Source organism: Nocardia sp. NPDC055165, assembly GCF_053606985.1.
This window is the reverse complement of sequence record NZ_JBSGSS010000001.1, coordinates 768,881-792,211: the sequence shown is the minus strand read 5'-3', so window position 1 is coordinate 792,211 and position 23,331 is coordinate 768,881. Positions and strand designations below refer to the sequence as shown.

Annotated in this window: 22 protein-coding genes; 11 read left to right on the top strand and 11 right to left on the bottom strand. The window is 67.5% G+C overall.

Translation table 11 applies throughout. The features are described 5' to 3' along the window. The first annotated feature begins 33 nt into the window (after positions 1–33). The 4 genes from ACWFRF_RS03825 to ACWFRF_RS03810 are packed head-to-tail and all read left to right on the top strand — an operon-like array spanning position 34 to position 3,846. Positions 34–870 (top strand): SDR family NAD(P)-dependent oxidoreductase, encoded by an 837-nt coding sequence (locus tag ACWFRF_RS03825; RefSeq protein ID WP_452448810.1) that lies wholly within the window; start codon positions 34–36, stop codon positions 868–870. 23 nt (positions 871–893) lie between these two features. Beyond that, entirely contained in the window at positions 894–1,820 is a 927-nt protein-coding gene (locus ACWFRF_RS03820) for a ferritin-like domain-containing protein (protein ID WP_452448809.1), read from the top strand. Continuing rightward, positions 1,817–2,365, top strand: a complete 549-nt coding sequence (locus ACWFRF_RS03815; protein WP_387448667.1) for an NAD(P)/FAD-dependent oxidoreductase — start codon at positions 1,817–1,819, stop codon at positions 2,363–2,365. Before ACWFRF_RS03820 ends, ACWFRF_RS03815 begins: the two co-directional genes overlap by 4 nt. Beyond that, complete coding sequence (locus ACWFRF_RS03810) at positions 2,362–3,846, top strand: flavin-containing monooxygenase (protein WP_452448808.1); 1,485 nt, start codon at positions 2,362–2,364, stop codon at positions 3,844–3,846. The genes ACWFRF_RS03815 and ACWFRF_RS03810 overlap by 4 nt, the downstream gene beginning before the upstream one ends. 37 nt (positions 3,847–3,883) lie before the next feature. Here the strand turns inward: ACWFRF_RS03810 and ACWFRF_RS03805 are convergent, their stop codons facing one another. Beyond that, on the bottom strand, positions 3,884–5,875 hold the full coding sequence (locus ACWFRF_RS03805; protein WP_452448807.1) for an AfsR/SARP family transcriptional regulator: 1,992 nt from the start codon (positions 5,873–5,875) through the stop codon (positions 3,884–3,886). A gap of 110 nt (positions 5,876–5,985) precedes the next feature. Here ACWFRF_RS03805 and ACWFRF_RS03800 point away from each other — a divergent pair, with 110 nt between their 5' ends. Next, positions 5,986–6,864 carry an alpha/beta fold hydrolase gene (locus ACWFRF_RS03800; RefSeq protein ID WP_452448806.1) on the top strand — a complete coding sequence of 293 codons (879 nt, stop codon included), beginning with the start codon at positions 5,986–5,988 and terminating at the stop codon, positions 6,862–6,864. Between the two features lie 17 nt (positions 6,865–6,881). Here ACWFRF_RS03800 and ACWFRF_RS03795 read toward each other — a convergent pair whose 3' ends face one another. Beyond that, positions 6,882–8,351, bottom strand: a complete 1,470-nt coding sequence (locus ACWFRF_RS03795) for an alpha/beta fold hydrolase (RefSeq protein WP_452448805.1) — start codon at positions 8,349–8,351, stop codon at positions 6,882–6,884. A 128-nt stretch (positions 8,352–8,479) separates the two neighbouring features. Next, positions 8,480–9,034, bottom strand: a complete 555-nt coding sequence (locus ACWFRF_RS03790; protein ID WP_452448804.1) for a TetR/AcrR family transcriptional regulator — start codon at positions 9,032–9,034, stop codon at positions 8,480–8,482. Positions 9,035–9,108: 74 nt separating this feature from the next. On the opposite strand from ACWFRF_RS03790, the gene ACWFRF_RS03785 reads away from it, so the two are divergent. After that, on the top strand, positions 9,109–10,533 hold the full coding sequence (locus ACWFRF_RS03785) for an MFS transporter (protein ID WP_452448803.1): 1,425 nt from the start codon (positions 9,109–9,111) through the stop codon (positions 10,531–10,533). A 44-nt stretch (positions 10,534–10,577) separates the two neighbouring features. Here ACWFRF_RS03785 and ACWFRF_RS03780 read toward each other — a convergent pair whose 3' ends face one another. From ACWFRF_RS03780 to ACWFRF_RS03770, 3 genes are read right to left on the bottom strand one after another with little or no spacing between them, the layout of a single operon-like run. Then, positions 10,578–11,339, bottom strand: coding sequence for a MerR family DNA-binding transcriptional regulator (locus tag ACWFRF_RS03780; protein ID WP_452448802.1), 762 nt, complete (start codon positions 11,337–11,339; stop codon positions 10,578–10,580). Next, positions 11,311–12,216, bottom strand: a complete 906-nt coding sequence (locus tag ACWFRF_RS03775; RefSeq protein WP_452448801.1) for an alpha/beta fold hydrolase — start codon at positions 12,214–12,216, stop codon at positions 11,311–11,313. The genes ACWFRF_RS03780 and ACWFRF_RS03775 overlap by 29 nt, the downstream gene beginning before the upstream one ends. Before the next feature lie 50 nt (positions 12,217–12,266). Continuing rightward, on the bottom strand, positions 12,267–13,676 hold the full coding sequence (locus tag ACWFRF_RS03770) for an aminotransferase-like domain-containing protein (protein WP_452448800.1): 1,410 nt from the start codon (positions 13,674–13,676) through the stop codon (positions 12,267–12,269). Between the two features lie 79 nt (positions 13,677–13,755). Here ACWFRF_RS03770 and ACWFRF_RS03765 point away from each other — a divergent pair, with 79 nt between their 5' ends. Next, on the top strand, positions 13,756–14,094 hold the full coding sequence (locus ACWFRF_RS03765) for a cupin domain-containing protein (RefSeq protein WP_452448799.1): 339 nt from the start codon (positions 13,756–13,758) through the stop codon (positions 14,092–14,094). A gap of 14 nt (positions 14,095–14,108) precedes the next feature. Here ACWFRF_RS03765 and ACWFRF_RS03760 read toward each other — a convergent pair whose 3' ends face one another. Beyond that, a complete protein-coding gene (locus tag ACWFRF_RS03760) occupies positions 14,109–14,759 on the bottom strand; it encodes a TRADD-N-associated membrane domain-containing protein (RefSeq protein ID WP_379313710.1) in 651 nt (216 codons plus the stop codon). A 92-nt stretch (positions 14,760–14,851) separates the two neighbouring features. After that, positions 14,852–15,478 carry an SgcJ/EcaC family oxidoreductase gene (locus ACWFRF_RS03755; RefSeq protein ID WP_379313712.1) on the bottom strand — a complete coding sequence of 209 codons (627 nt, stop codon included), beginning with the start codon at positions 15,476–15,478 and terminating at the stop codon, positions 14,852–14,854. A 169-nt stretch (positions 15,479–15,647) separates the two neighbouring features. On the opposite strand from ACWFRF_RS03755, the gene ACWFRF_RS03750 reads away from it, so the two are divergent. Further along, entirely contained in the window at positions 15,648–16,994 is a 1,347-nt protein-coding gene (locus ACWFRF_RS03750) for a lipase family protein (RefSeq protein WP_452448798.1), read from the top strand. Between the two features lie 59 nt (positions 16,995–17,053). On the opposite strand, the gene ACWFRF_RS03745 is transcribed toward ACWFRF_RS03750, so the two are convergent. The 3 genes from ACWFRF_RS03745 to ACWFRF_RS03735 form a co-directional block, all read right to left on the bottom strand. After that, complete coding sequence (locus ACWFRF_RS03745; protein WP_378630144.1) at positions 17,054–17,404, bottom strand: histone-like nucleoid-structuring protein Lsr2; 351 nt, start codon at positions 17,402–17,404, stop codon at positions 17,054–17,056. Positions 17,405–17,492: 88 nt separating this feature from the next. Next, positions 17,493–18,467, bottom strand: a complete 975-nt coding sequence (locus tag ACWFRF_RS03740; RefSeq protein ID WP_452448797.1) for an AurF N-oxygenase family protein — start codon at positions 18,465–18,467, stop codon at positions 17,493–17,495. A gap of 89 nt (positions 18,468–18,556) precedes the next feature. After that, complete coding sequence (locus ACWFRF_RS03735; protein WP_378995100.1) at positions 18,557–19,405, bottom strand: SDR family NAD(P)-dependent oxidoreductase; 849 nt, start codon at positions 19,403–19,405, stop codon at positions 18,557–18,559. 90 nt (positions 19,406–19,495) lie between these two features. Between ACWFRF_RS03735 and ACWFRF_RS03730 the strand changes: the two genes are divergently transcribed. The 3 genes from ACWFRF_RS03730 to ACWFRF_RS03720 all read left to right on the top strand — a co-directional run bounded on the left by ACWFRF_RS03730 (position 19,496) and on the right by ACWFRF_RS03720 (position 23,298). Then, the gene (locus tag ACWFRF_RS03730; protein ID WP_452448838.1) at positions 19,496–20,437 is read left to right on the top strand and encodes an alpha/beta fold hydrolase; all 942 of its coding nucleotides are present in this window, start codon (positions 19,496–19,498) and stop codon (positions 20,435–20,437) included. 155 nt (positions 20,438–20,592) lie between these two features. Beyond that, positions 20,593–22,788: an MMPL family transporter gene (locus ACWFRF_RS03725; RefSeq protein ID WP_452448796.1), complete on the top strand. Its 2,196-nt coding sequence runs from the start codon at positions 20,593–20,595 to the stop codon at positions 22,786–22,788. 48 nt (positions 22,789–22,836) lie between these two features. After that, a complete protein-coding gene (locus tag ACWFRF_RS03720) occupies positions 22,837–23,298 on the top strand; it encodes a VOC family protein (RefSeq protein WP_378995096.1) in 462 nt (153 codons plus the stop codon). Positions 23,299–23,331: the final 33 nt, after the last annotated feature.

Sequence of the window (23,331 nt, the reverse complement as noted above, 5' to 3'; positions counted from 1 at the left end):
TTAGAGCCTCGCCGGGTCGACCCGGGAGTTGCCATGCGATTGTTCCCCTTCGGCGGACACCGCCGAACCGCTGCCGCCGATGCTGTGGTGACCGGCGCGGGCAGCGGAATCGGACGTGCGTTCGCCGTCGAACTGGGTCGTCGAGGCGGGCGCGTCGTGTGCTCCGATATCGACCCCGACCGTGCGGCCGAAACCGCTGAACTGGTCGAGGCGGCGGGCGCCGAGGCGATCGGTACCCGTTGCGATGTCACCGTGATCGACGAGGTCGAACAGCTGGCGGCCACCGCGCAGGATTGGTTCGGCGGCCCGCCCACCGTTGTCGTCAACAACGCGGGCATCGGCGCGGGCGGACCGGTGGTCGGCGAGTTCGCCCTCGACGACTGGCACCGCACGCTCGGGGTGAATCTCTGGGGCGTGATCCACGGCTGCCACGTCTTCGCGCCGATCCTGCGTGCGGCTGGGCACGGGTCGCTGGTGAACGTCGCCTCGGCGGCCGCGTTCGGCGCGGCACCGCGGATGGCCGCCTACAACGTCAGCAAGGCGGGTGTGCTGGCGCTGTCGGAGACGATGTCGGCCGAGCTGGCCGGCACCGGCGTCGGCGTCACGGTGCTGTGCCCGACCGGCGTGAAAACCAACATCATGACCGCGGATTCGCCGATGGACGACACCGCCGAGCGGCTCGGCGGGCTGCTGCTGCGCTGGACCGGCCGCGCGCCCGCCGCCATCGCCCGCACCGCGCTGGACGCGGTGGACCGCGGCGAGCTGTATGTGGTGCCGCAGCTCGAGGCCAAGGTGCTGTGGCAGGCCAAACGCTGGCTACCCGCGACCTACACCCGTTCGGCGGGCCTGCTGGAGCGGGTCGTGCGCTGATCCACACCGAAGGAGATCGAACAATGACGTTCGCCTACCCCGACATGCTCGCCACGATTCGCGCCAAGCAGTGGGCGCTGGCCGATATCGACTGGGACGCACCGGGCGCCGACACCATCACCGACGAGCAACGCCCGCGATTGGCCACCTTCATGGCCGACCTGGTGTGGATCGAACACGTCGGCGCGCGCGGCTTCGCCGCCCTGACCCGCCAGGCGCCACCCGGCCCACTGCGGGAGATCTACCGATACTTCCACGCCGAGGAACAAAAGCACGCCAACGCAGAACTGGCGCTGATGCGCCGCTGGGGCATGCTCCCCGACGGCGAGGCGATGCCGGTGCCCAACAAGAACATTCGCCTCGTCATCAGCTGGCTCGACCGCTACGCCGACCAGCTGACCCTGCCCGTACTCGGCACCGTCATCCCGTCACTGGAGACCGCCCTCGACGGCGCGCTGGTGAAGTTCCTGCTCGACGAGGTCGACGACCCGGTGTGCCACGAGGTGTTCCGGCACATCAACAGCGACGAATCCCGCCACCTCGCAGTAGGTTTCCAGGTTCTCGAACAACTCGGCGCGGGACCGCTGCGCCGAACCGTCATCGAGACAGCCGGTTTCGCGGTGCGCCCCTCGTTCGTGCTCGGCGCGTTGCTGTACGCGCCACTGCTGTCACGGATGTCGACCAACATCATGGCGCTGGGCCTCGACGAGGAGAAGCTGTGGCAGGCGGTGCGCCGGTTCGAGAACGTGGGGCAGCGCAGCCCGGCCATCCGCAAGCTCCCGCTCTACCACGTGGTGAAGATGCACGGGAAGGCCACGATTCACCGCCGTCAGCCGTTCCAGTTACTGGCCGATGTGTCCAACGCCTGCATCGATCGGTTCCCGATCCAGGTGCTCGGCCGCAGACCGTCCTGGTCCGACGAGCTCACCTACGAACCGGTGGCGAAATGACGACGCTGCGTTTCGCCGACACCTTCACCGGTTCCCAGGTGCACCGCACAGCCTTCGCGCCCCGGCACGAGTTCACCGGTCAGCGGGTCGCGATCATCGGTAGCGGGGCGGCCGCCGCGCGCCTGCTGCCCGGCATCGCCGCCGAGGCCGCACGGGTGACGGTGTTCCAGACCGAGGCGGTGTGGGTGCTCCCGCGCGTTCCGCTGCCTGCCGCGGCGATGCCGCAAAGACTCCTGCGACTCATCGCCGGTGTCAATCTGCGTGTCCAGGTGCGTGATTCGTGGTTGCGCCACCGCCTGACACCGGACGACACCGCAGGCGTCGCGGTGCACAACAGTTACTACCGAACCCTGCGGCAACCGCACTGCACCCTGGTGACCTGGCCGATCGCACGGTTGGTGCCGCTGGGCGTGCGCACCGTCGACGGCATCGAGCATCAGGTGGACAGCATCGTCTACGCCGAGGACGCGGGCTGTGTCGTGCGCACCGTCGCCCGGCCCCGCCGCCTGCATCCGTCGGCCGCACTCGTGAAGGAGATCGCATGAGCACCAGGGGAATCGACCACGAGATCGTCATCGTGGGCGCCGGCTTCTCCGGCATCGGCGTGGCGATCGAGTTGCGCAAGGCCGGGTTCGACGACTTCGTGATCATCGACGAGGCCGACGGCGTGGGCGGCACCTGGCACTGGAACACCTATCCCGGTGTCGCCGTGGATATCCCGTCGTTCAGCTACCAGTTCTCCTTCGAACAGCGCACCGATTGGTCACGGGTCTACGCGCCCGGTCGCGAACTCAAGGCCTATGCCGAATCGTGCGTGGACAAGTACGAACTCCGCCCGCGCATCCGCTTCGGTACCACCGTGGTCGGCGCGGATTTCGACGAGCGGGCCGACCGCTGGGTGCTGCACACCACCGACGGCGACGACCTGACCGCACGGTTCGTGATCAGCGCGACCGGTGTGCTCACCCGCCCCAAACTGCCCGATATCCCCGGCATCGAAGGCTTCGCGGGCGCGACCATGCACACCTCGCGCTGGGATCATCGCCAGGACCTGCGGGGCAAGCGGGTGGCGATCATCGGCACCGGCGCCTCCGCGGTCCAGGTGATCCCGGAGATCGCCTCGCAGGTGCAACATCTGACGGTGTTCCAGCGCACGCCGATCTGGTGCCTGCCGCGCCCGGACCTGCCGCTGCCGCTCGCCGCCCGGCTGGCGCTGAAGGTCCCCGGCGGACGGACCGTGACCCGCCTGGTGAGTCAGACCTACGTGGAGGTCACCTTCCCGCTCGCCGCCCACTATCACCGCTCGCTGCCCACCGCCGCCATCGGCGAACGCGCGGGCCTGGCCCACCTGCGGCGTCAAGTGAAAGACCCCGTCGTCCGGGACGCGCTGACCCCGCGATACGCCCTCGGGTGCAAACGGCCGAGCTTCTCCAACGACTATCTGTCGACCTTCAACCGTGCGAACGTGACCCTGGAAACCGCGGCGATCAGCGAGATCACCGCCACCGGCGTGCGCACCGCCACGGGTGCCGAACATCGCGGCGACGTGCTGATCCTCGCCACCGGCTTCAAGGTCATGGAATCGGGCAATATGCCGACCTATGACCTGCACGGCGTCGGTGGCCGCGATCTGGAGACCTGGTGGGACGAGAACCGGCTGCAAGCCTACGAGGGCGTGAGCGTCCCCGGCTTCCCGAACTTCTTCTCCATCATCGGCCCCTACGGCTACAACGGGGCCTCCTATTTCACCCTGATCGAGAACCAGACCCGCCACATCCTGCGCTGCCTGCACCACGCCAGGGCCAACGACGCGGACCGCATCGAGGTCACCGAGGAAGCCAACGACCGCTACTTCCGTGAGATGCTCGCCCGCCGCGGCGGCCAGGTGTTCTGGGACGAAAGCTGCGTCACCGCCAACAGCTACTATTTCGACAAACACGGCGACGTCCCCCTACGACCCACCTCCACCATCGAATCTGCATGGCGCAGCAGTCATTTCCCACTCACCGACTATGTCTTCTCCTGATCGCATCGGCTCGGCTCGGGCGGCGCGCAGTTCGGCCTCATCCGACCGGCGATCGCAGCAGCGCCGCATCGATCTCGTCGAGGTAGGTGCGAACCGGGCCTACGCTGAGAAGTCCACTCTGCGCTGTTGTTTCGGCCGCCGCGGGGGCCAGCTGGGTCCGGGCTCGGCGCATGGTCTCGCGATCGCCGACGGCGGTGGCCGCGTGTGCCACGATGGCCCACAGTGCTTCGAACAGCAGGTCGCGCGGCGGGGATGTCATGGTGCGCAAGGCCTCTCGCGCACCGGAGAGCTCGCCCCGCGTGACGAGGAGGATGGGTTCGACCCAGGTTTTGTAGGGACCCCAGTCCGTCTCGGGGTCGATCGTGGCGATCCTGCCGGTCTCGCGCCGCCGCAGAGCCAGGCTCAGCCGCGCCAGTGGCAACAGGCCACGGTCGAGTCCCGGCATGCCTGCTCCGGTGAGTGAGGCGGCCGCCGTTGCGTACGCGGCTTCCGCAACCGCGAGGTCTGTTGTCGCACTGGCCCGTAAGGCGCGGTACCAGGTGGTGAACACCTCCACCAGCGGCAATTCATAACGCCGCGCGAGCGCGTCCGCGGCATCGGCGTGTCGGTCGGCGCCCATGTAATCCGCCGAGGCGCACCGTGTTTGGATGAGGATGAGGTGGCCGAGAACCTCGTAGGTCGCGAGTTTGCTGGTGGCCGCCACCGCGATGATCTCGGTGCCGACAGCGTCGCGCCGGTGCGCCAGTCCCGCTCGCTGGAAGCTCTGCATGAACACACCGTTGAGTGCGAAGGCCAGCAGGGCGGGGTCGTGCAGACGCCGGGCGATCTCCTCGGCCTGACGGGCGGCACGCAGCGGGCGCAGTCCCGCCTCGGTCGGATCGTCCACCGGCAGAGCGCCGCGCGATTCGACAGCGATGGTCGCCAGCAGCCTGGCTCGATCGGCATCATCGTGGGCGGGCAGGCGCAGGAGCGTCTTCTCGGCGATACCCACGAGGCGTCGATCCTGCGCCGGGTCGTCGGAGCGGGTCCAGATCGCGGGGACGTCGTAGATGCCGATCACCCGCGCGGTCAGCTCGGCGTCACCGAGGTCGTCGGCGGCGACCACCGCCGAAATCCGGTGGGCGCGTGCGGCCGCCAGACCGCCGCCACCCGTGACCGCGAGATCGCGCATCAAGCCCGCGGTCGATTCCAGCCGCGTCCTCGTACGCGGTGGGACCGCGCTGTCGTAGGCGGCACGCGCCTGTTCCCACACCCGTACCGTGGGGTCGGTCGCGACCGGGTCGAGGTAGTCGGCCTGGCGGAGCAGGTCGTGTTCGAGGCGGCGCAACGCCGGTCCGGGGTCGATGCCCAGATCCTCGGCCAGCATCCGCCGCGCCCTGGCGAGGACCGCGAGCGCGTCGGCCTGGCGGCCCGAACGGTAGAGGGCCGTGGCCAGCAGCCCCCACGCGTCTTCACGCCAGGGATGTTCGGCGACGTGCGCGTCGAGGTCGGGAACCGCCGCGGCGGCGGCACCCAGTGCCAATTGCGCCGCCCCACGACGCTCGACGGCCAACAACCGCTGCTCGGTGAGCCGCGACCGTTCGGCCTGCGCCCATCCGGCGTCGGCGAAGTCGGTATAGGCAGGCCCTTGCCACCAGCTCAGTGCGGCGGTGAGCAGCGAGAACGACGCTTCCGGCGGCAGGGTTGCCGCCGAACGCACCGCATCGTCGAATCGCCACGCGTCGACATCCGCCGGTTCGGGTCGCAGCGCGTAACCGAGCCCCTCGGTGACGAGCAGACGTGGCGGGGTGCGGGGCGGGCGATCCGGTTCCAGTGCTCGCCGCAATCCGGCGACGAAGGTACGGACCGCACCCACCGCGTTCGGGGGCGGCTCGTCCCACAGATCCTCGACCAGGCGACCGACCGGAACGACCCGCCGGTGCGCGAGGATCAGCCGTGCCAGCACCTCGCGGTAGCGCGGACCGCGCAGCGCGACCGGCGCACCGCGGTCGTCGTGCGCGATGACCGGTCCGAGCACCTGAAACCGCATCAGGCCAATGTAGTGCGCGTTCATCGGCTGCTCATCGCGACACCGCACGCTCGAACTCGATCCGCGCAGACCCCGCGGAACACCCTTCGAACGAAGCGAGAGCCCACGCGATGACCCGCACCATTCCCGGTTTCGACTACCACCGCGTCCCGGTCGCCGACGATGTCGCCCTCAACGTCGCCGTCGCCGGTGCGGGAACCCCGATCGTGCTGCTGCACGGCTTCCCACAGACCCACCTGATGTGGCGTCACGTCGCCGCCGACCTGGCGGCCGACCACACAGTGATAGTCCCCGACCTGCGCGGCTACGGCGACAGCGACAAACCCGAAGAATCCGGCACCGGCACCTACTCCAAGCGGAGTATGGCCGCCGACATCGTCGCCGCCGCCGCTGTCCTCGGTCACGACCGCTTCGCGCTCGCCGGTCACGACCGCGGCGCCTTGGTGGCCTTCCGCGCCGGGCTCGACCACCCCGACGCGGTCACCCATCTCGCCTGCCTGGACGTGCTGCCCACACTCGACATGTGGGACGTGCTGCACGGCTCGACCGCCGCCGTCGGATTCCACCTGTACCTGATGGCACAGCCGCCCGGACTGCCAGAACAGATGATCGCCGCCAGCGCCGACGCGTTCTTCGCCTACTTCCTCGACCAGTGGGCGAAGACTCCGGACGCGATCCCCGCGCCCGTGCGCGCCGCGTACCTCGACGCCTGTCGCGACGCTATCCCCTCGATCGTGGCCGACTGTCGTGCCTCGGCAACCATCGATATCGACCACGACCGCGCCGACCGCGCGGCAGGCGCCAGGTTGTCCATGCCCGTCACGGTCATGCAGCAGGACTGGGGCGCCGCGCTCGGATACGAAGCGGCGGCACTGTGGTCGAGCTGGGCGCCCGACCTCGACCACCGCACCGTCGACGCGGGTCACTTCATGGCCGAGGAGGACCCCCGGACCGTCACCGCCGCCCTGCGCGAGCTTCTCCGGCGCTGAGGTCGGCGCGGCACCGCTCAGTACGAGACGGTGAAGCGCAGGCCGACGAAAGTGTTGTCCTCCAGCGCGTCGACGATCGCGCTCGCGTAATCGCCCACGCTGATCCGGCTTTCACCAGCGGCGTCCACGATCGGGGTGTCGCGAGCCTCGGCCCGATAGACGCCGGTCGCCTCGCCGGGGACCAGGTGCACCGGCGGCGGGCTGACGTAGGACCACCGGACCGGGGAGTCGGCGGCACGCAGAATTTCCAGCGCCTCGCTCTGGTCACGGGCCGTCTCCAGGTACTGGGCGGGAAACTCCGGAGAATCGAGGAAACGCTGTCCCGGTGCGTATTCGAGGCTGCCGCCACCGCCGAGGAACACCAGGCGGTCGACCCCGGCGAGGGGCAGGGCCGCCAGGAGGGTCTCGGCGCCACGCGGCACCAGTCGGTCATCGCCCTTGACCGCCGCGACGACGGCGTCGTGTCCCGCGACGGCATTCTTGACCGAGGCCGCGTCGGTGACATCCACCGTGTCCCGGCCGAGCGCGGTGACCTGCATACCGCGAGCGGTCGCCGCGCGGACAACCGCACCGCCGAGATTGCCCGTGGCGCCGATGACAGCGATCCTCATCGGCTGGCGCCGGCGCAGACCGTCCACGAAATCACTGATGAGCGGGGCGATTTCGGGAAGGTTCTCCTCGAGCGCGAAATGGCCGGTCTCGAAGAGATGGATGGTGGCGTCGGGGAGATCGCGGAGGTAGGCGTTGGCGCCCGCCTCGGGGAAGAAGGCGTCATTGCGACCCCACAGCACGAGCGTCGGCGGCCGGTGCTCGCGCAACCACTGCTGCCACACCGGGTAGAGCGCCACATTGGTGTGGTAGTCGAGGGCCAGGTGTACCTGCGCGTCCTTGCGGCCGGGGAGGTCGAGAAAATGCTGGTCCAGGGTCCAGCCGTCGGGTGCGACGAGTTCGAGATCGGTGGTGCCGCCCTCGTATTGGCCGCGGGTGACGGGCAGTTCGAGGATCTGCCGTACGTTGTCCTCGGCGCCCGGCTGTCCCGGCTTGTTCGCGGTCATCGCGCGTGCCATGTCGGACAGGCCTTCGTCGTAGGTGTTCGCGTTCTGCACGATCAGCCCCGCGATCCGCGCGGGGCGGCGGGTGGCCAGGCGCAGGCCGACCGGTCCGCCGAAGTCGAAGGCGTACAGCACGAATCGGTCCAGGCCGATCGCGTCGACGAAGCCTTCGACGATGTCGGCCAGCCGTTCGAAGGAGTAGACGAAATCGTCGGGGACCTGGGTGTGCCCGAAACCGGGATAGTCGGGGGCGATCATCCGGAATCGGCCACCGAGGGCGTCCATGAGCCGGCGGAACTGGTGCGAGGCCGACGGAAAGCCGTGCAGCAGAAGCAGCGCCGGTGCGTTCGCGGGTCCGGTCTCTCGATAGAAGACCCGCACCCCGTCGACCTCGACGACCCTGTGCCTGATATGTGGGACGGTCACTACCGCCATGTCGAAACCGGCCTCTCTGAACATATTTCGTAGACGGATCCATGATCAACTGTTCGCCGGGCGTGATCAACGCCGAACTGGCCGGGCGTGGCATCCAGGGCACCGTGCGGGACGGCGTGTGGCCTCGGCTATCGCGGCAGAAGTTGAAGGATGCCCTGGGTGGCCCGGCGAAACGGTTCGCTCGACTGTGCGCCGCGAGCAAGGACATAGGCGCCCTGTCGGACAGCGAGAATCGTGGCGGCGAGGTCGTCGACATCCAGGTTCGGGTCGAGTTCCCCGTTTCGTCTGCCCTCGGCGAGGACTTGCCGGATCTGATCCTGGATCCAGTCGAACGTCGTGGCTATCGGTTCTCGTAGCGAATCGTCATCCACCACCGCCGCGTCTTGGACGAGCCGCCCGAGTCGGCAACCGCGCAGCACATTTTCGTCGAGGGTCAAGAATGCCGAGACTTTCTCGCGGGTGGTGGATCCGCTGTCCAGCCGGGCGGTGATCTGGTGTTTCAGCTCGTCGCTCATCTGCAGCTCGGCAGCGACGGCCAGGGCCGCCTTGCTGCGAAAATGGTGGTACATGCTGCCTTGTCCGGCACCGGCGAGCTCTTGGACCGCTCGCGGACTCGTGCCCGAGTAGCCGCGTTCCCACAGCAGGATGTGCATGCTCTCGATCAATCGCTCGGACGCAGTCATCGCCCAACTGTACCTATCAGTAGGTACAGTGGCGATCTGTACTCATAGGTACAGGGTCGACGAAAGGCGGCGCGATGGGGGCAGCGGGTTCGGAACGGGCGTCTGTGACAGCGGACGAGTCCGCGCAGTCGGGCAGGAGTCGCGAGCGGTCGCCGAACACAACCGCCGCCCTGGCCGCAATCTGCCTGGGGTTCTTCATGATTCTGCTGGACGGCAGCGCGCTGAATATCGCGTTGCCGTCGATTCGGGCCGAGACAGGCGGGTCGATGGTGGCCGTGCAGTGGTTGGTGAACGTCTACACAATTCCGCTGGCCGCGCTGCTGCTCAGCGCGGGAACGCTGGCTGATCGGCTCGGCGCCCGCCGGGTGTTCGCCTGGGCGCTGGGCGGGTTCACCGTCGCGTCGCTGATCTGCGCTGTGAGTGCGACCTTGCCGGTGCTCCTCGTCGCGCGGTGCGTTCAAGGGATCTTCGCCGCCGGAGTCCTGCCCACCACGCTGGCGATCATCGCCCGGATGTATCCGGACGCGACGCAGCGCGCACGCGCGATCACCGTGTGGGGCGCGACCGGCGGTGTCGCACTGGTTGCCGGGCCGATCGGTGGCGGACTGCTCACCGAGGTACTGGGCTGGCGATCCATCTTCTTGCTCAACGTGCCGATCGGAGCGACGGCGCTGTGGCTGACCTGGAGGCACATCGCCGAAACCACACGCCGTGACGACGGATCCTTCGACTGGACAGGCCAACTCCTGGCGATCGCGGGTCTGGGGACACTCGTCGGCGGTCTGATCGAAGGTGGTGAACGTGGCTGGTCGTCGCCGTTGACGCTGGTACTCCTTGCCGCGTCCGCGCTGTTCCTGTCGGGGTTCGTCGGGGCCGAATCGCGGGTTGCGTCGCCGGTCCTGCCGTTGACGATGTTGCGCAGCGCATCCTTCTCCGCCTCGATCGTGAACGGGTTCGCCTTCCAATTCGGCGCCTACGGCCTGCAATTCATGCTCGCGGTGTTCCTGCAGACACAGTGGGGCTACGACGCCCGCACCACTGGATTGTTCTTCCTGCCGTTCGCTGTTCTGTGGACGTTCGCGACCCTGGTACTCAACCGCCGGTGGGCGGACCGTGGGATGAGGTGGTTGCTGATCACGGGGTCCCTCACCGCTGGGGTCGGGGCTGTCATGTGTTCGGCGGTGGGAGAGCCGGACAGGTGGCCCGCCGTGCTGTTCGGCTCCGCGGTCGTCGGATTCGGCTGCGGACTGTTCGGGCCCAGCTGCAACGGTGCGGCGATGGCCTCCGCGGAGCCGCGCTGTGCCGGTCTGGCATCTGGAGTCCTCAACACCTCGCGTCAGGTCGGAATGGCGATCGGGATCGCACTGTTGGGTGGGTGCCTGGCTGCTCCGGATCCGATCATCGGTGCGCGCATCGGGATCATTCTGACAGCCGTGTGTTTCGTCGCGATCGCCGTGCTGAGCTCGCGCTACGTGCCGCGTCGCAGCGCGGCGCAGTGATCCGACGCGGTCCGGACCAGCGTGATACCGACCGCGCAATCGGGTCAGCTTCCGGAGGCTCGTTGTTCGGCGCGGTGGGTGAGTGCGTCGACGATGCGTTGCCAGGCGGGGGAGGACTCCGCGATGCGGGAAGCGACCAGTTCGGTGGAGCGGGTGGGGCCGCGGGTGTGGGCGATTTCCCAGGCGTCGAGGTCGTCGATGAGGCGGTCGAGGCGTGGATCGTGGGGGTGCCAGTCGACCGATTCATCGACCGCGCGGTACAGACGGATGGTTTCCGGGTCGTCGAATTCGGCGTTCTTCTCCCGGACCCGGTGCGGGATCGCGTCGGCGTCCAACGCGTGCAACAAGATCCAGGCGTCACGCTCGAGGCGCATCCGTTGGTCGCTGATGCCGAGACCGCGCATCCGGTTCAGCAGGGCGATCACCTCGCCGGGGAGGAAAAGGCTTTCGCCGCTTGCCAGTTCGGCGATCCGGTGGCGGTACTCGGCGAGCTGATCGATCTTGCGCCCGAGCGCGGTGTCGATCTCGCTGATGGCCGTGGCGAATTCGGCCGGTTGGGCGTGGAGCAGCGCGTCGATCCGGGACAGCGGAACGCCCGCGTCGGCGAGGGTTCTGATCCGGATGAGATCGACCGCCGCCTGCGCGGGGTAGCGGCGATAGCCGGAGGCGTCGCGCTCGGGCTCGGGCAACAGGCCGACCTGGTGGTAGTGGCGTACCGTGCGCACGGTCACGCCGGCGGTCGCCGCGAGTTGGCCGATGGTGAGCACCGCGCCGATCCTAGCGGCGACGAACCTGGTCGATGACATCGCGGATCGCCTCGACCACGGCATCGGGGCGATCGAAGCAGAGCCGGTGGTGCACCGTGTCGGAGAGAATGCGCTGTTGCCCCTGGGAAACCCCGCGTACCATCGCCGCGTCCATTCGCCGCCTGCCGTCGTGGATCTCGGCCAGCGCCTCGGGCGACTGGTGTGGGTCCGGGCCCAGCACGCTGAGTGCCACCAGCGGAATATCGGGAATGTTGGGCCCGGCGTGCAATTCGGCGGCCAGTTCCGGCAATCCGTTGCGCTCGGCGAAGCCCGCCCGGATCCACTCGTCGCTCGCCTTCGCCTCCGTCAATGCTCGCCGCACCGGTTCCGGGTAGTCCGCGAGCAGCCCGGCGGCCATTTCGCGAAGGGTTGTACGCAGGCGTTCGAGCTGCTCGGCATCGGGTGCGGGCGCCGCGGCCGCGGCCAGTCCCATCGCCGGTGGCATGAACTGGTCCCAGTCTCGGTGCAAGCCGTCCATCCAGACCAGTCCGGCCACGTGCCGCGGGTACAGCTGCGCGAACCGGTGCGCGTAGAGGCATCCGAGTGAGTGGGCGGCGAGAACATAAGGGCCCGAGAGTTCGTCGAGAGCGCCCAGCAGCTGGTGCAATTCTGTGGCGACCTCGGTGGCGGTACGGGGCAGGGGCAGCGGATCGCTGTAGCCGGTGCCGCCGCGGTCGTACACCACGGCGCTGGTGAACTGCGAAACCTGCTGCTGCACACCGAAATAGTCGAGTCCGACCGCACTCGCGCCGGGCAGGAAGACCACCGCCGGTCCACCACTGCCCGACCGATGGACGAAAAGGCGATTGCCGTCGATCTCGGTGAACCCGCCGACCGGCGGTGCGGGCTTCGTCGAGGAGATGTCGTTGTTCGTCATGCGACAAGGGTGCAACCCTGACGCTGCGTCAAGGTCAACCTCTGCGTCGGCTACAGCGCGAGCGGAGGCGCGGCGGCAGTGAGTGTGGTCGGCGGGCGGTAGGTACGCCACGCTTGCGCGAGGCGATCGACTGCGGTGGTGAGGGTCTCCAGCGGATGCAGGAAGTGGATCCGCAGATAACGGTCGCTGCCGCCGGTCGGATCGAGCCCGCCGCCGGCCAGGATCGAAATACGGTGTCGCAGTGCGGCTTGCGCGAAGGAGGCGCCATCACCGTGCGGTAGCCGGATCCAGAGCGTCTGTCCGCCCCGGACCCGCGCCACGTCCCATTCGGGGATCCGGCGCGCGAGCTCGGCACACAGGTGGTCGTGGCGGCGCTCGCGTTCGGCGGCCTGGGTGCGCAGCATGCCGTCGCGGCGGGGGAGTAGCTCGGCCGCGGCCAGCTGGGCAGGAAGATTGCCGCCGAGATCGTGCACCGCGCGCAGTCTGGCGAGCTTGGCCACGACGGGGGTCGCCGCGCGTATCCAGCCGATACGTAGTCCGCCCCAGACGCTCTTGCTCAGCGAACCGACGGTGATCACGGTGTCGGCGAACACGGCAAGGGGCGGCGGAGTCTCCTGGCCCGGGAAGCCGAGTTCGGCGAGCACCTCGTCATCGATCAGCGGAATCCCTTCTGCTGCTGATGTTTCCGCGAGACCTCGGCGCACGAGCGTGGAAAGCACCGACCCTGTCGGGTTCTGAAAGGTGGGGATCACGTAGGCGAGTGCGGGCCGACGGTCTCGGATCGCGCCCGCGAAACCGTGCAGTCCGGGCGGCAGTCCGGAGACGACCGCCGCCTCCGCGCGAAAGGCTTCCAACGCCCCCGGGTAGGTCGGGGCTTCCACGAGGACGTGATCGCCGGGCCGAAGGTAAGCCCGGGCGAGCAACGACAGTGCTTGTTGTCCGCCGGCGGTGACGAGGATCTGCCCGGCCTCGGTCGGCAGCCCGCGCCCCCGGTAGTACGCGGCGACGGCCTCCCGAAGCGTCGGATGGCCCGACGGGTAGTAGCCGATGTCGTCGGTCGTCGCGGCCAACGCGGGCAGCATCGCCGCGTAGGACTCGGCCAGTTCGACCGGCGGCCGGTCCGGTGCCGCGCAGGCCAGCGAGATCACGTCGGATCGCGGCTCGAGCAGGTCGAGAAACATCGGCTCACTCGTGGTCGCCGGCGGGTCGATCCGTGGGGTCCCCGCGACCCGGGTGCCACTGCCCTGCCGCCGCACGATCCGGCCTTCGTCCTGCAGCAGGTCGTAGGCCGCTACCACGGTGCTCCGCCCGACCGACAAGGCGACGGCGAGTGCCCGATCCGGCGGCAGCAGCACCCCCGGCGCCAGTTCGCCGTCCTCGATCAGCGCGCGCAACCCCGCCGCGAGCAGGGCGTACAGCGGCCCACGCCCCGCCGACCAGCGACCGAGCCGATCTGTCACGTCAATTGGTTCCATAGGCAGACCAATTATGCGCGATTGGCGCTGGATCGGCGCCCCGTGCGGCCCGACGATGATCACCATGACAGCCTCGAGCACCACCGGTTCCGTCTCGATCCCCGCGGCCATCGCAGCCCTGCCCGGCCCGTTCCAGCAGCACGAGCTGGCAACGGTCAACGACACCGTCGTCCGCGTCGCCCGGCTGGCGGGTGAGTTTCCCTGGCACCACCACGACGAAGACGAACTCTTCCTCTGCTGGGACGGCACGTTCCGCGTCGAACTGGCAGACCGCGCACCCGTGATCCTGCGACCCGGCGAATTGTTCGTGGTGCCCGCGGGAATTCGGCACCGGCCGGTCGCCGACGAGGTCGCGCACGTGCTCTTGATCGAGCGCCCGGAGACCGCGCAGTACGGCAACTGAACGCCGTGCGCACGTCACACCCGCGAGGTCACCGTCCCGGCTTCGACGGGCACCGTGCGAAGGAGTTCGGCCACCTCGGTGGGTGTGGCGGAGGGAAAGAGCTGCCGCACACCGATCATCGCCAGGAGCCGATCCTGATCGGCACCGACGCCCATCCGCGACACCACATCGTGGGCGGCACGGTTGGCCTCGGCGATCTCGTCGGCTTTGCTCAAGCGGGTGAGGTTCTCGCCCACGATCTTGTCGAGGTCGGTGGAGCGCTTGTAGAACAGCGCGGTGATCCCGACCGGCACCGCGCCCATGATCGAGGTCGCGGCGGCGGCGTCGCGATTGCCGAACGCCACCATCGACGCCGCGGCGAGAACCACCACCACGCCGCAGCAACCGCTGATCATGTACGCCCAGAAGAACGCCGTGCTCTGCGCCATCGCGCTGCGTACCTGGCGAAGGTATTCCTCTGTTCGACGACGCGGCGTCCCGGTGTCGCCGGTGGCCGGATCCGCCGGTTCCGAGACGACCGGGGCAGCGGTGTCGCCGGTCATGGTGACTTCGATGGCCCGCTTGCTGACGCGGCGACTGAATGTCGCGGAGAACCACGCAGACACCGCGGCGATCATCGTGGGGATCAGACCACCCACCCCGATCAAGGCCAAGACTTCGTCCACCGTATTCCCCCGAATCGAGCGCCGACACCCCTGTAACGTTCACGCGCACTCTACCCCGCGCCGGTTGTCCACTCGCACAAGGTGATCGGTGTTCATCGTTCGGCTGTCGGTTTGGTTGCCGGGTCGAAGAGGAACGAGATCCGCTCCATCCTGGGCTGACGCTGGGTGTTGTGGAAGGCCGCGATGCGCCACTGGTCGTCGGGTTCGCGCACCAGGGTGTAGGTCTGGGTCTTGGACAGTTCGGCGGGCTTGTCGTCGTCGTAGCGGTCGCCGCGGCTGGTGACGATGGCGACGTCGGCGCCGTAGAAGCGGGCATCGAGGAAGGAGTCCGCGAGCTTGGAGCCTTTCAGGAAGCCGTTGAACAGTGCGCGATGCGCCTCGGTCAGATCCGCGCGGCCCTGGTAGTGGGTGCCGATAAACGTTGTGTAGGTGGCATTTTCGGTGAACGTGGCGCCGAAGGCATCGGCGTCGTTGCGGTCCCAGGCGGCGGTCATCGCGCTGAGCGTGGCGCACACCGCACGCAGATCGGATTCGGTGCCGCCGTCGGGGACGAGGCTCGCGCACTCGGTGACGCCGATGTTGCGCACCTCGGAGGTGTAGCCCAGCCACAGGTAGCCGGCGGCGCCGGCAAGGCCGAGCACGAGGGTGGTGGCACCGAGCGCTCGCCCGATGGTGCGCCGTCGGGATTTGGTGGGGCGGGTGGTGGCGATGGTGGTCATGGGGGCGCCTCTCGACTAACTCTGCATGAAAGAAGTATCTGCGTATAGGAAGAGAATATTGGCACGATTGATCGCTTGTCAACGGCGAGTGGCGGACATGTGAACAAGAGGTCTTGTTAGAAACAAGCCACCGTGCTGTAATCAGCGTCACCTAGACAGAGGAGACGCCATGCAGCGCAGCACGGCAGCCACCGTCCGCCCGGGGTGGGGACGCAGGCTGGGAACGAGGTGGGCGGCGGTGCCTTTGGCGGCGGTGTGCCTGGCGATATCGAGCGTCGGCACCGCCGCCGGTGACCCGTATCCGAGTTTCCCGCCGGATCAGAACCAGCTCCCACAGCTGCCCGCCGAACCCCAGCTCTACGACATGCTGCCGATCCCGGTGCCCGCCGAGGATCCCTGGTACGACGACCCGGCGGGCCTCGATTCCTATGCGCCCGGACAGATCATCCGTTCCCGAACGGTGCAGACACGCCTGCTCGGCCTACCCTTCCCGGTGCATACCGAACAGCTGCTGTTCCGGAGCAACGACGTGCACGACAACCCGATCGCGACCGCGACCTCGGTGATCGTTCCCGGTATCCCGTGGTCGGGCAGTCCGCGGCCGGTGGTGTCCTTCCAGGAAGCCATCGACGCGACCGATTCGTCGTGCAACCCGTCCTACACATTGCAGACAGGCACGATGAAAGAGGCTGCGCTGGCGGTGTATTGGCTCGCGCAGGGGTTCGCGATCAATGTCGCCGACTTCGACGGCAAGTTCAACACCTTCAACACCTACGACGAAGGCAAAATGGTGCTCGACAGCCTGCGCGCCATGAAGAACTCGGCATTGGGCCTGACGGACTCCGGGATCGCGCTCTACGGGTACTCCGGCGGCGGCTCCGGTTCGATCCGGGCGGCTGAACTCCGCGAGAGCTACGCCCCCGATGTGCGGTTGCTCGGCACCGCGGTGGGTGGATTCCCCGCCGATCTGCGAGCCCAGGCCCAGTACGCGATCGCCCAGCGGCCGGGCCTTACCGGCGCCGGTAATTTCACGATGTGGCTCGGGTTCGCCGCGTTGTCGCGGGAATTTCCCGATCAGTTCGACGCGAAGGAATTGCTGACCCCGGAAGGGCAGGCGATCGTGGCGGATATGCGCAGTCGTTGCGTTTACACGATCGCCGCCGCCGGCGCGTACCGGCCGATCAGTGCCTATTTCCAGCCGGGGAAGTCACTCGAAACGGCACCGGGGGTGATGGAGGTTCTCGCGGACCAGAGTCTGGGACACCATATTCCGGACAGCCCGATCTTCTGGTGGCACGGAATCTGGGACGAACTGATCCCGACGTCGGCGGTACTACCGACAGTGCACGACTACTGGAACCGGGGCGCGGATCTGCGGTTCTACACGATGCCGCTGCCGGAACACATCGTCAATGCCGTCGCGGGCTGGCCGCCCGCGGTCGCCTGGACCAGTGCGGTGCTGCGCGGTCTCCCGCCGGGCGAGCGATTCAAAGCCGATATCCCGCTGCCCAACTGAAACGAAAACAGCACGGCGCGCGGAGGGAATGCGCGCCGTGCTGTCGACGATCCGAAACTTTACGCCGAGGCCTGCTCATAGGCCGAGATGACGTCCGCCGAGATCCTGCCGCGGCTGGACACCGTGTGTCCGTTCTGCGATGCCCACGCCCGGATCTCGGTGAGATCGTTGCGACGGGTGGATTCTGCCGCCGGTGCCGCGCCGAGACGACGTGCGGCGCCTGCCTTTGCGCGGCCGGTGCGACGCGCGTACGGAACCCACTGTTCGAACACCTCACGCAACTGTGCCGCGTTGGCATCCGACAGGTCGATTTCGTAGGCCGCCCCATCGATTCCGAATGTGACAGTCGCATCGGCAGCGGACGTGCCATCGAAATCATCGACAAGTGTGACAACGACTTTGCGCGCCATGGGAGTCCTGTTCGTTCGGGTGCCGAGAATTACCGTCGTTGATCTTAGTTGACGACGACACGGGTTATTCGCTCGGCATCAGTGGCGATCAGCTCGCCCGGCGTTGCGGCTCACCGCGGTAGCGGGTGTAGCCGCCGTCGACTTTCAGTAGCTTCCACAGCTGTCGGGTCACCGGGTTCATCATGCCGAGTTCGTCGACCAGCGTTCGGATGTCGCCGAAGAATCCGCTGAGGATCTGACGGGAGGTGGGGCTGCGCCAGAACGCGTCGTCGAATACCTCGTCCGGGATGTCGAACTTGGTGGCGAAGGATTTCGACGGCTTGACCAGTTCGTCGGCCAGCCAGCGCATCGCGATCGGGAACGCCACCGCGCAGACCGCGGTGCGCACCGGGCCCATGCGGGCGATGTGGGTGCGCAGGAACTCGTTGGCGAACGAGATGTGGCGCGCCTCCTCGGCGATATGGATCTGCATGATCCGCAGGAGGGCGGGCTGGGTCTCTTTGCCGGAGCGGATCAGCGCCTTCTGATAGTGATCGATCGGCTCCTCACCGCCGAGGATGCCGATGAACAGAATGGCCCAGAAGTAGCCGCCCGCGACACCGATGAACGGTGACATCACCCGGAACATCGGCCGCATGCCCGGCACATCGTCGCCGATGCGATTGACCAGCTCCTGGAACATCTGGATGTGGTTGCACTCCTCGGTCATCTCGTGGAGGCAGTACCGGAATTCGGGAGAGCCGTTGGGCAAGGTCATGGCGTACTGCATCATCCCGCGGATCAGGATGGATTCGAATGCCAGCCCGACCTTGGCCGCGTTGGCTTGTCGCCACCGCCCTATCTCGATCCGGCGCTCCAGCGGCAGGTTCTGATACCAGCTCGTGGCGCCGAGCGGGTCGAGCTCGCCGGAGAGCTCCCAGCGAGGATCGTCGCGATCGATCGCGAGTTCCGGTGCGTCCCAGTCGATGTCGAGGTAGGGGTCGAACCGGCGATGGACCGACCCTTCCGACAGTGTGTGCAGGGTTTCGGCGTACTCGGCAGCCGCGGTTTTCGAGAACGTCATTGTTTCTCTCCGTTGTCACCTGGACAGCCATCGAGCGGCTGATCCTCAATGTAAATGTAACGCACTGTCGCAGGTAATTCTAGGGGGAGTCAGTCGGCGCGCGGGATGCGTCCGTCGACGTCGGTGAATCCGTAGTCCTCGGCGAGGTCGGCGACTTTCCATGACTTCCCGGAGCGAGTCGACCGGCCCGGGTCGGCGGCCAGTGCCACCACGGCGCGCCCGGGGAACCGCGGGGTCTCGGCGGCGTCGAGATCGAAGGAGCCCTCGCCGGGCAGGGTCACCCGGCGGTGACCGTGCTCGTCGGCCGGGACCAGTTGCAGCAGTTCGGTATCCACGATTCCCGGCCAGATCGAGACGGCGGTCGCACCGGTGCCGTTCAGGTCGTGGGCGAGGTCGGCGGTGAGGCGATCCAGTGCGGTCTTGCCGACGCCGTAGACGGCATTGTGCATGTACCGCCGCGCGCCGGGGGAGGAGACATTGACGATGAGCCCGGCCGACTCGATCAGCAGTGGCGCGGCGAAAACGCTGGCCACGTAGTGCGATCGCACGCCGATTTCGAAGGTCTCGTCCCAAGCCTTGGGCGGCACGTCCCAGAACTTGCGGCCCAGCCAGCGGGCGGCGGCGGGGGAGTTGTAGACGTTGTTGACCAGCACGTCGAGACGGCCCTGTTCCTCGCGGACCCGGGCGAAGAGCTTTTCGACCGCATCGTCGTCGCGGTGATCGCAGACCGCCGCGACACCGTGCCCGCCGAACTCGGTGACCATCGCGGCGGTCTCCTGCACGGTGCCGGGCAGTCTGCCCGGCTCGGTGGTGCGCCCGGTGACGTACACGGTCGCGCCGGCCGCGCCCAGTTCGAGGGCGATGCCTTTGCCGATGCCACGACTTGCCCCGGTGACGACCGCGACGCGCCCGGCCAGAATCTTGGGTGTTCCGCTCATGACCTCCGGACACTACCGTCAAATCAGAACACGTTCTAGAAATTGGAGGCGGTAGTGGAACAGAGATTCCTCGACACGGGCGGAATCCGGATGCATGTCACCGAGCAGGGGCAGGGCTACCCGGTCGTGTTCTGTCACGGCTTTCCGCACACCGGGTTCATCTGGCACCGGCAGATCGAAGCCGTGGCCGAGGCGGGATACCGGGCCATCGCGCCCGACCTGCGCGGGTACGGCCGAACCGAGGCGCCCGCTGATGTCGCCGCCTATACCAATGCGGCCGTGATCGGCGACCTCCTGGCGCTCCTCGACGACATCGGCGCCGAGAAGGCCGTGTTCGTCGGCCTCGATTTCGGTGCGCAACTAGTGTGGGAACTGTCGCTCCGCGCTCCCGAGCGGGTCGAAGCCGTTGTGGTGCTGAACAATCCGTACTCGCCACGCCCGCCGCGCCCGCCGTCCGCGTTCTGGACCAAGGCCGCCCAGCGTCACTTCCTGCACCTGTCCTATTTCCAGCAACCCGGCGTCGCCGATGTCGAACTCGCCGCACGGCCGCGGGAATTCCTGTCCCGCGTCTACTTCTCCCTCTCCGGCGACTACCACTATCTCGACACCTGGAAGAACCCGCCGGGTCTGGGTTACCTGGATGTGCTGCCCCAGGCGCCCGCGCTGCCGTGGGCCTGGCTCACCGAGGACGAATTCGACACCCTCGCCACCGAATTCGAACGGACCGGTTTCACCGGAGGCTTGAACTGGTACCGCAACCTGGATCGCAACTGGGAGCTCTCCGAGCCTTTCGCCGACGCCCGGATCGAGGTCCCGACGTACTTCCTCTACGGCGAGAACGATCCCGACATGGAGGGCTTCAGCGGTCGTGACCCCCTCGCCACGCTCCGTGCCAATGTCACCGACCTTCGCACAGTCGTGGAACTTCCGGGCGCGGGCCACCTCGTCCACCTCGAGCGAACCGACGCGGTCAACGACTTCCTGATCGCCGCGCTACGGGAGGTCGGCGTCGATCAGCGCGCGCGGTCGTAGGTCAGGAAATCTCGCGGTGAGCCTGCTCGCGTAGTCGTTCGGTGGAAAACCGCGAAGTGGCGGTACTTTTGATGGGAGGCAGATCAGGCGAACCACGGGAAAGGACGCGGCCTCTTGGAGATTGCGCTCGGAGCCGATGAACGGACGGCGAGCTAGTGTTCGCGCGCTGGGGCGATCTGGTCCATCGATTCCGGTTCGCGGTACTCGGCGTCGTCGTGGCCGCATTGCTGGCGCTCGGCGGGTACGGCCTGGGATTGCACGATGAGCTGAGCTCGGGCGGCATGGATGATCCCGGCTCGGAATCCGCGCTGGCAGGGCGTTTGGCGGACAGTGCCTTCGGTCGCAACCACGACCTCGATGTGGTGGTGCTCTACACCGCGCCGCCCGGCCGGACCGTCGACGATCCCGAGTTCAGCCGCAAGATCGTCGACAACCTCAACAGCCTGCCTCGTGCGTATCCCGGCGCGATCTCCGGCGTCAACGGGGCCTACTGGCCGACGGAAACGGGCCGGGCGAGTGGTTCGCTGTTCGCGACCCCTGACCGCACCCGTGCGGTCGCCGCCGTGGCCATCGTCGGCGACAACGACACCGAGATGCTGCGCAACACCAGAAAGGTGAAGGACGCCTTCACGATTCCCGGTGTCGATGTGCAGGTGGGCGGCCTGCAGCCGGTGGCGGGAACACTCAACGACACCCTGTCCGACGACATTCGGCGGATGGAAGTCCTCGCCTTCCCGGTGGTCGCCCTGCTGCTGTTCTTCATCTTCGGCGGTGTGGTCGCGGCCGCGCTGCCGTTGATCGTGGGTGGGTTGACGATGGCGGGTGCGAGCGGGATCGTGCGCACCTTCACCTACGTCACCGAGGTGAACTCTTTCGTCGCGCCGGTGGTGTCGATGATCGGCGCCGGATTGGCCATCGACTACGGGCTGTTCATCGTGAGTCGCTTCCGTGAGGAACTCGCCGAAGGCTACGACACCGCGTCGGCGGTGCGGCGCACGATGACGACGGCGGGGCGCACCGTGGTGTACTCCGCGACGATGATCATCGCCAGCGCGGGCGGCATGCTCTTGTTCCCGCAGGGGTTCCTGAAATCCATCGCCTACGGCGCCATCGCGACCGTGTCGCTGGCGGCGCTCACCGCGATCACCCTGTTGCCCGCGATGCTCGCGATCCTCGGTGCGCGCGTGGATCTGTGGGGCAGTAGACGGCTGCGGCGAACGAAGTCCGCGCACGAAGTGGAGAACGGTTTCTGGGGTCGGAGCACCCAGTGGGTGATGCGGCATCCGGTGAAGGTCGCGGGTGTGCTGTGCGTGGTGTTGGTGCTGCTGATTCTGCCCGCCCGCAACCTCGCCTTCGGTGGCTTCAGCGAACGATATCTACCGCCGGACAACAGCACTCGCGTCGCGCAGGAGCAGATCGACGCGACCTTCCCCGGCCGCCGATCGGATCCGATCGACCTGGTCTTCGTCTCCGACGACAGCGTCGCGATCGGCGCGGCCCTGAAACTGGCCAACCGGGCACCCGGGCTGGCGGCGAAGTTCGAACTGCCGTCGCGCTCGCCGGTGCAGTCCGATGTCTACCGCACCACAACGACGCTCACAGACTCCGATGCGGCCGGTGACACCATCGAGTACCTGCGCGGCATCGAACTTCCCGACGGGGTCCAGATGCTCGTCGGCGGTGTCCCCACCATCCAGAAGGACAGCATCGACGCGCTGCTCGAGCGCATCCCATGGATGATCGCCCTCGTCCTGCTCGTCACCACCTTGCTGATGTTCCTGACCTTCGGTTCGCTGGTCCTGCCGATCAAGGCCGCCCTCATGAGCGCGCTCGGCCTCGGCTCGACGCTGGGCATCCTCACCGTGATCTTCATCGACGGTCACGGCGCGAGTCTGCTGAACTTCACCCCGCAACCCATCCAGGCCAACATGCTGGTGATGATCATCGCCATCATCTACGGCCTGTCCACCGACTACGAGGTCTTCCTGCTCTCGCGGATGGTCGAAGCGCGGGCCGCGGGTGCCTCCACGACAGAGGCTGTTCGCATCGGCACCGCCCACACCGGCCGCATCATCACCGCCGCCGCGCTGATCCTGCTCGTCGTCACCGGCGCCTTCGCCTTCTCCGACCTCGTCCTCATGCAATACGTCGCTTACGGCATGATCGCCGCGCTCATCATCGACGCCACCGTGCTGCGCATGCTCCTGGTCCCCGCGACGATGAAACTGCTCGGCGACGACTGCTGGTGGGCTCCCACCTGGATGAAGGCCGTCCACGCCAGATTCGGACTGGGCGAATCACCGTCCTCGGCAACGACAGCGGCAGATTGTCGGACCTCTGACATACGGTGACCGAAGATCTGTCACGCCGTGTGTTCGGTTGCCATGAACGGAGTACTGATGAGCCGCCATATTCAGATCACCTTCGACGCGCACGATCCGGCCGCGCTGTCGACCTTCTGGCGGGATGCGCTGGGATACGTGCATCCGGGGCCGCCGGGCGTCGAGGTGCCCGCCGGGGTGGACCCGCTCGTGGTTTGGGATCAGTTCCTCGCGCGGATCGGGGTTCCGGCGCAGGAGCGGAACTCGAAATCGGCGATCGAGGATCCAGAGGGTCACGGTCCGCGGGTGTTCTTCCAGCGGGTACCCGAGGGCAAGGTCGCGAAGAACCGGGTTCACCTCGATGTGCGGGCGGCGCCCGGGTTGCAGGGGGACGAGCGGATGGCGGCGTTGGAGACCGAGTGCGCGCGACTGGTCGCGCTGGGTGCGCAGCGGGTCGAGCGCTTCGAGCCCGAGCCGCCGATGAGTGCCGGGTGGATCGTGATGACCGACCCCGAAGGCAACGAGTTCTGCCTCGATTAAATTTGACAATCTTGTCAGAGTTAGAGGCGGGCG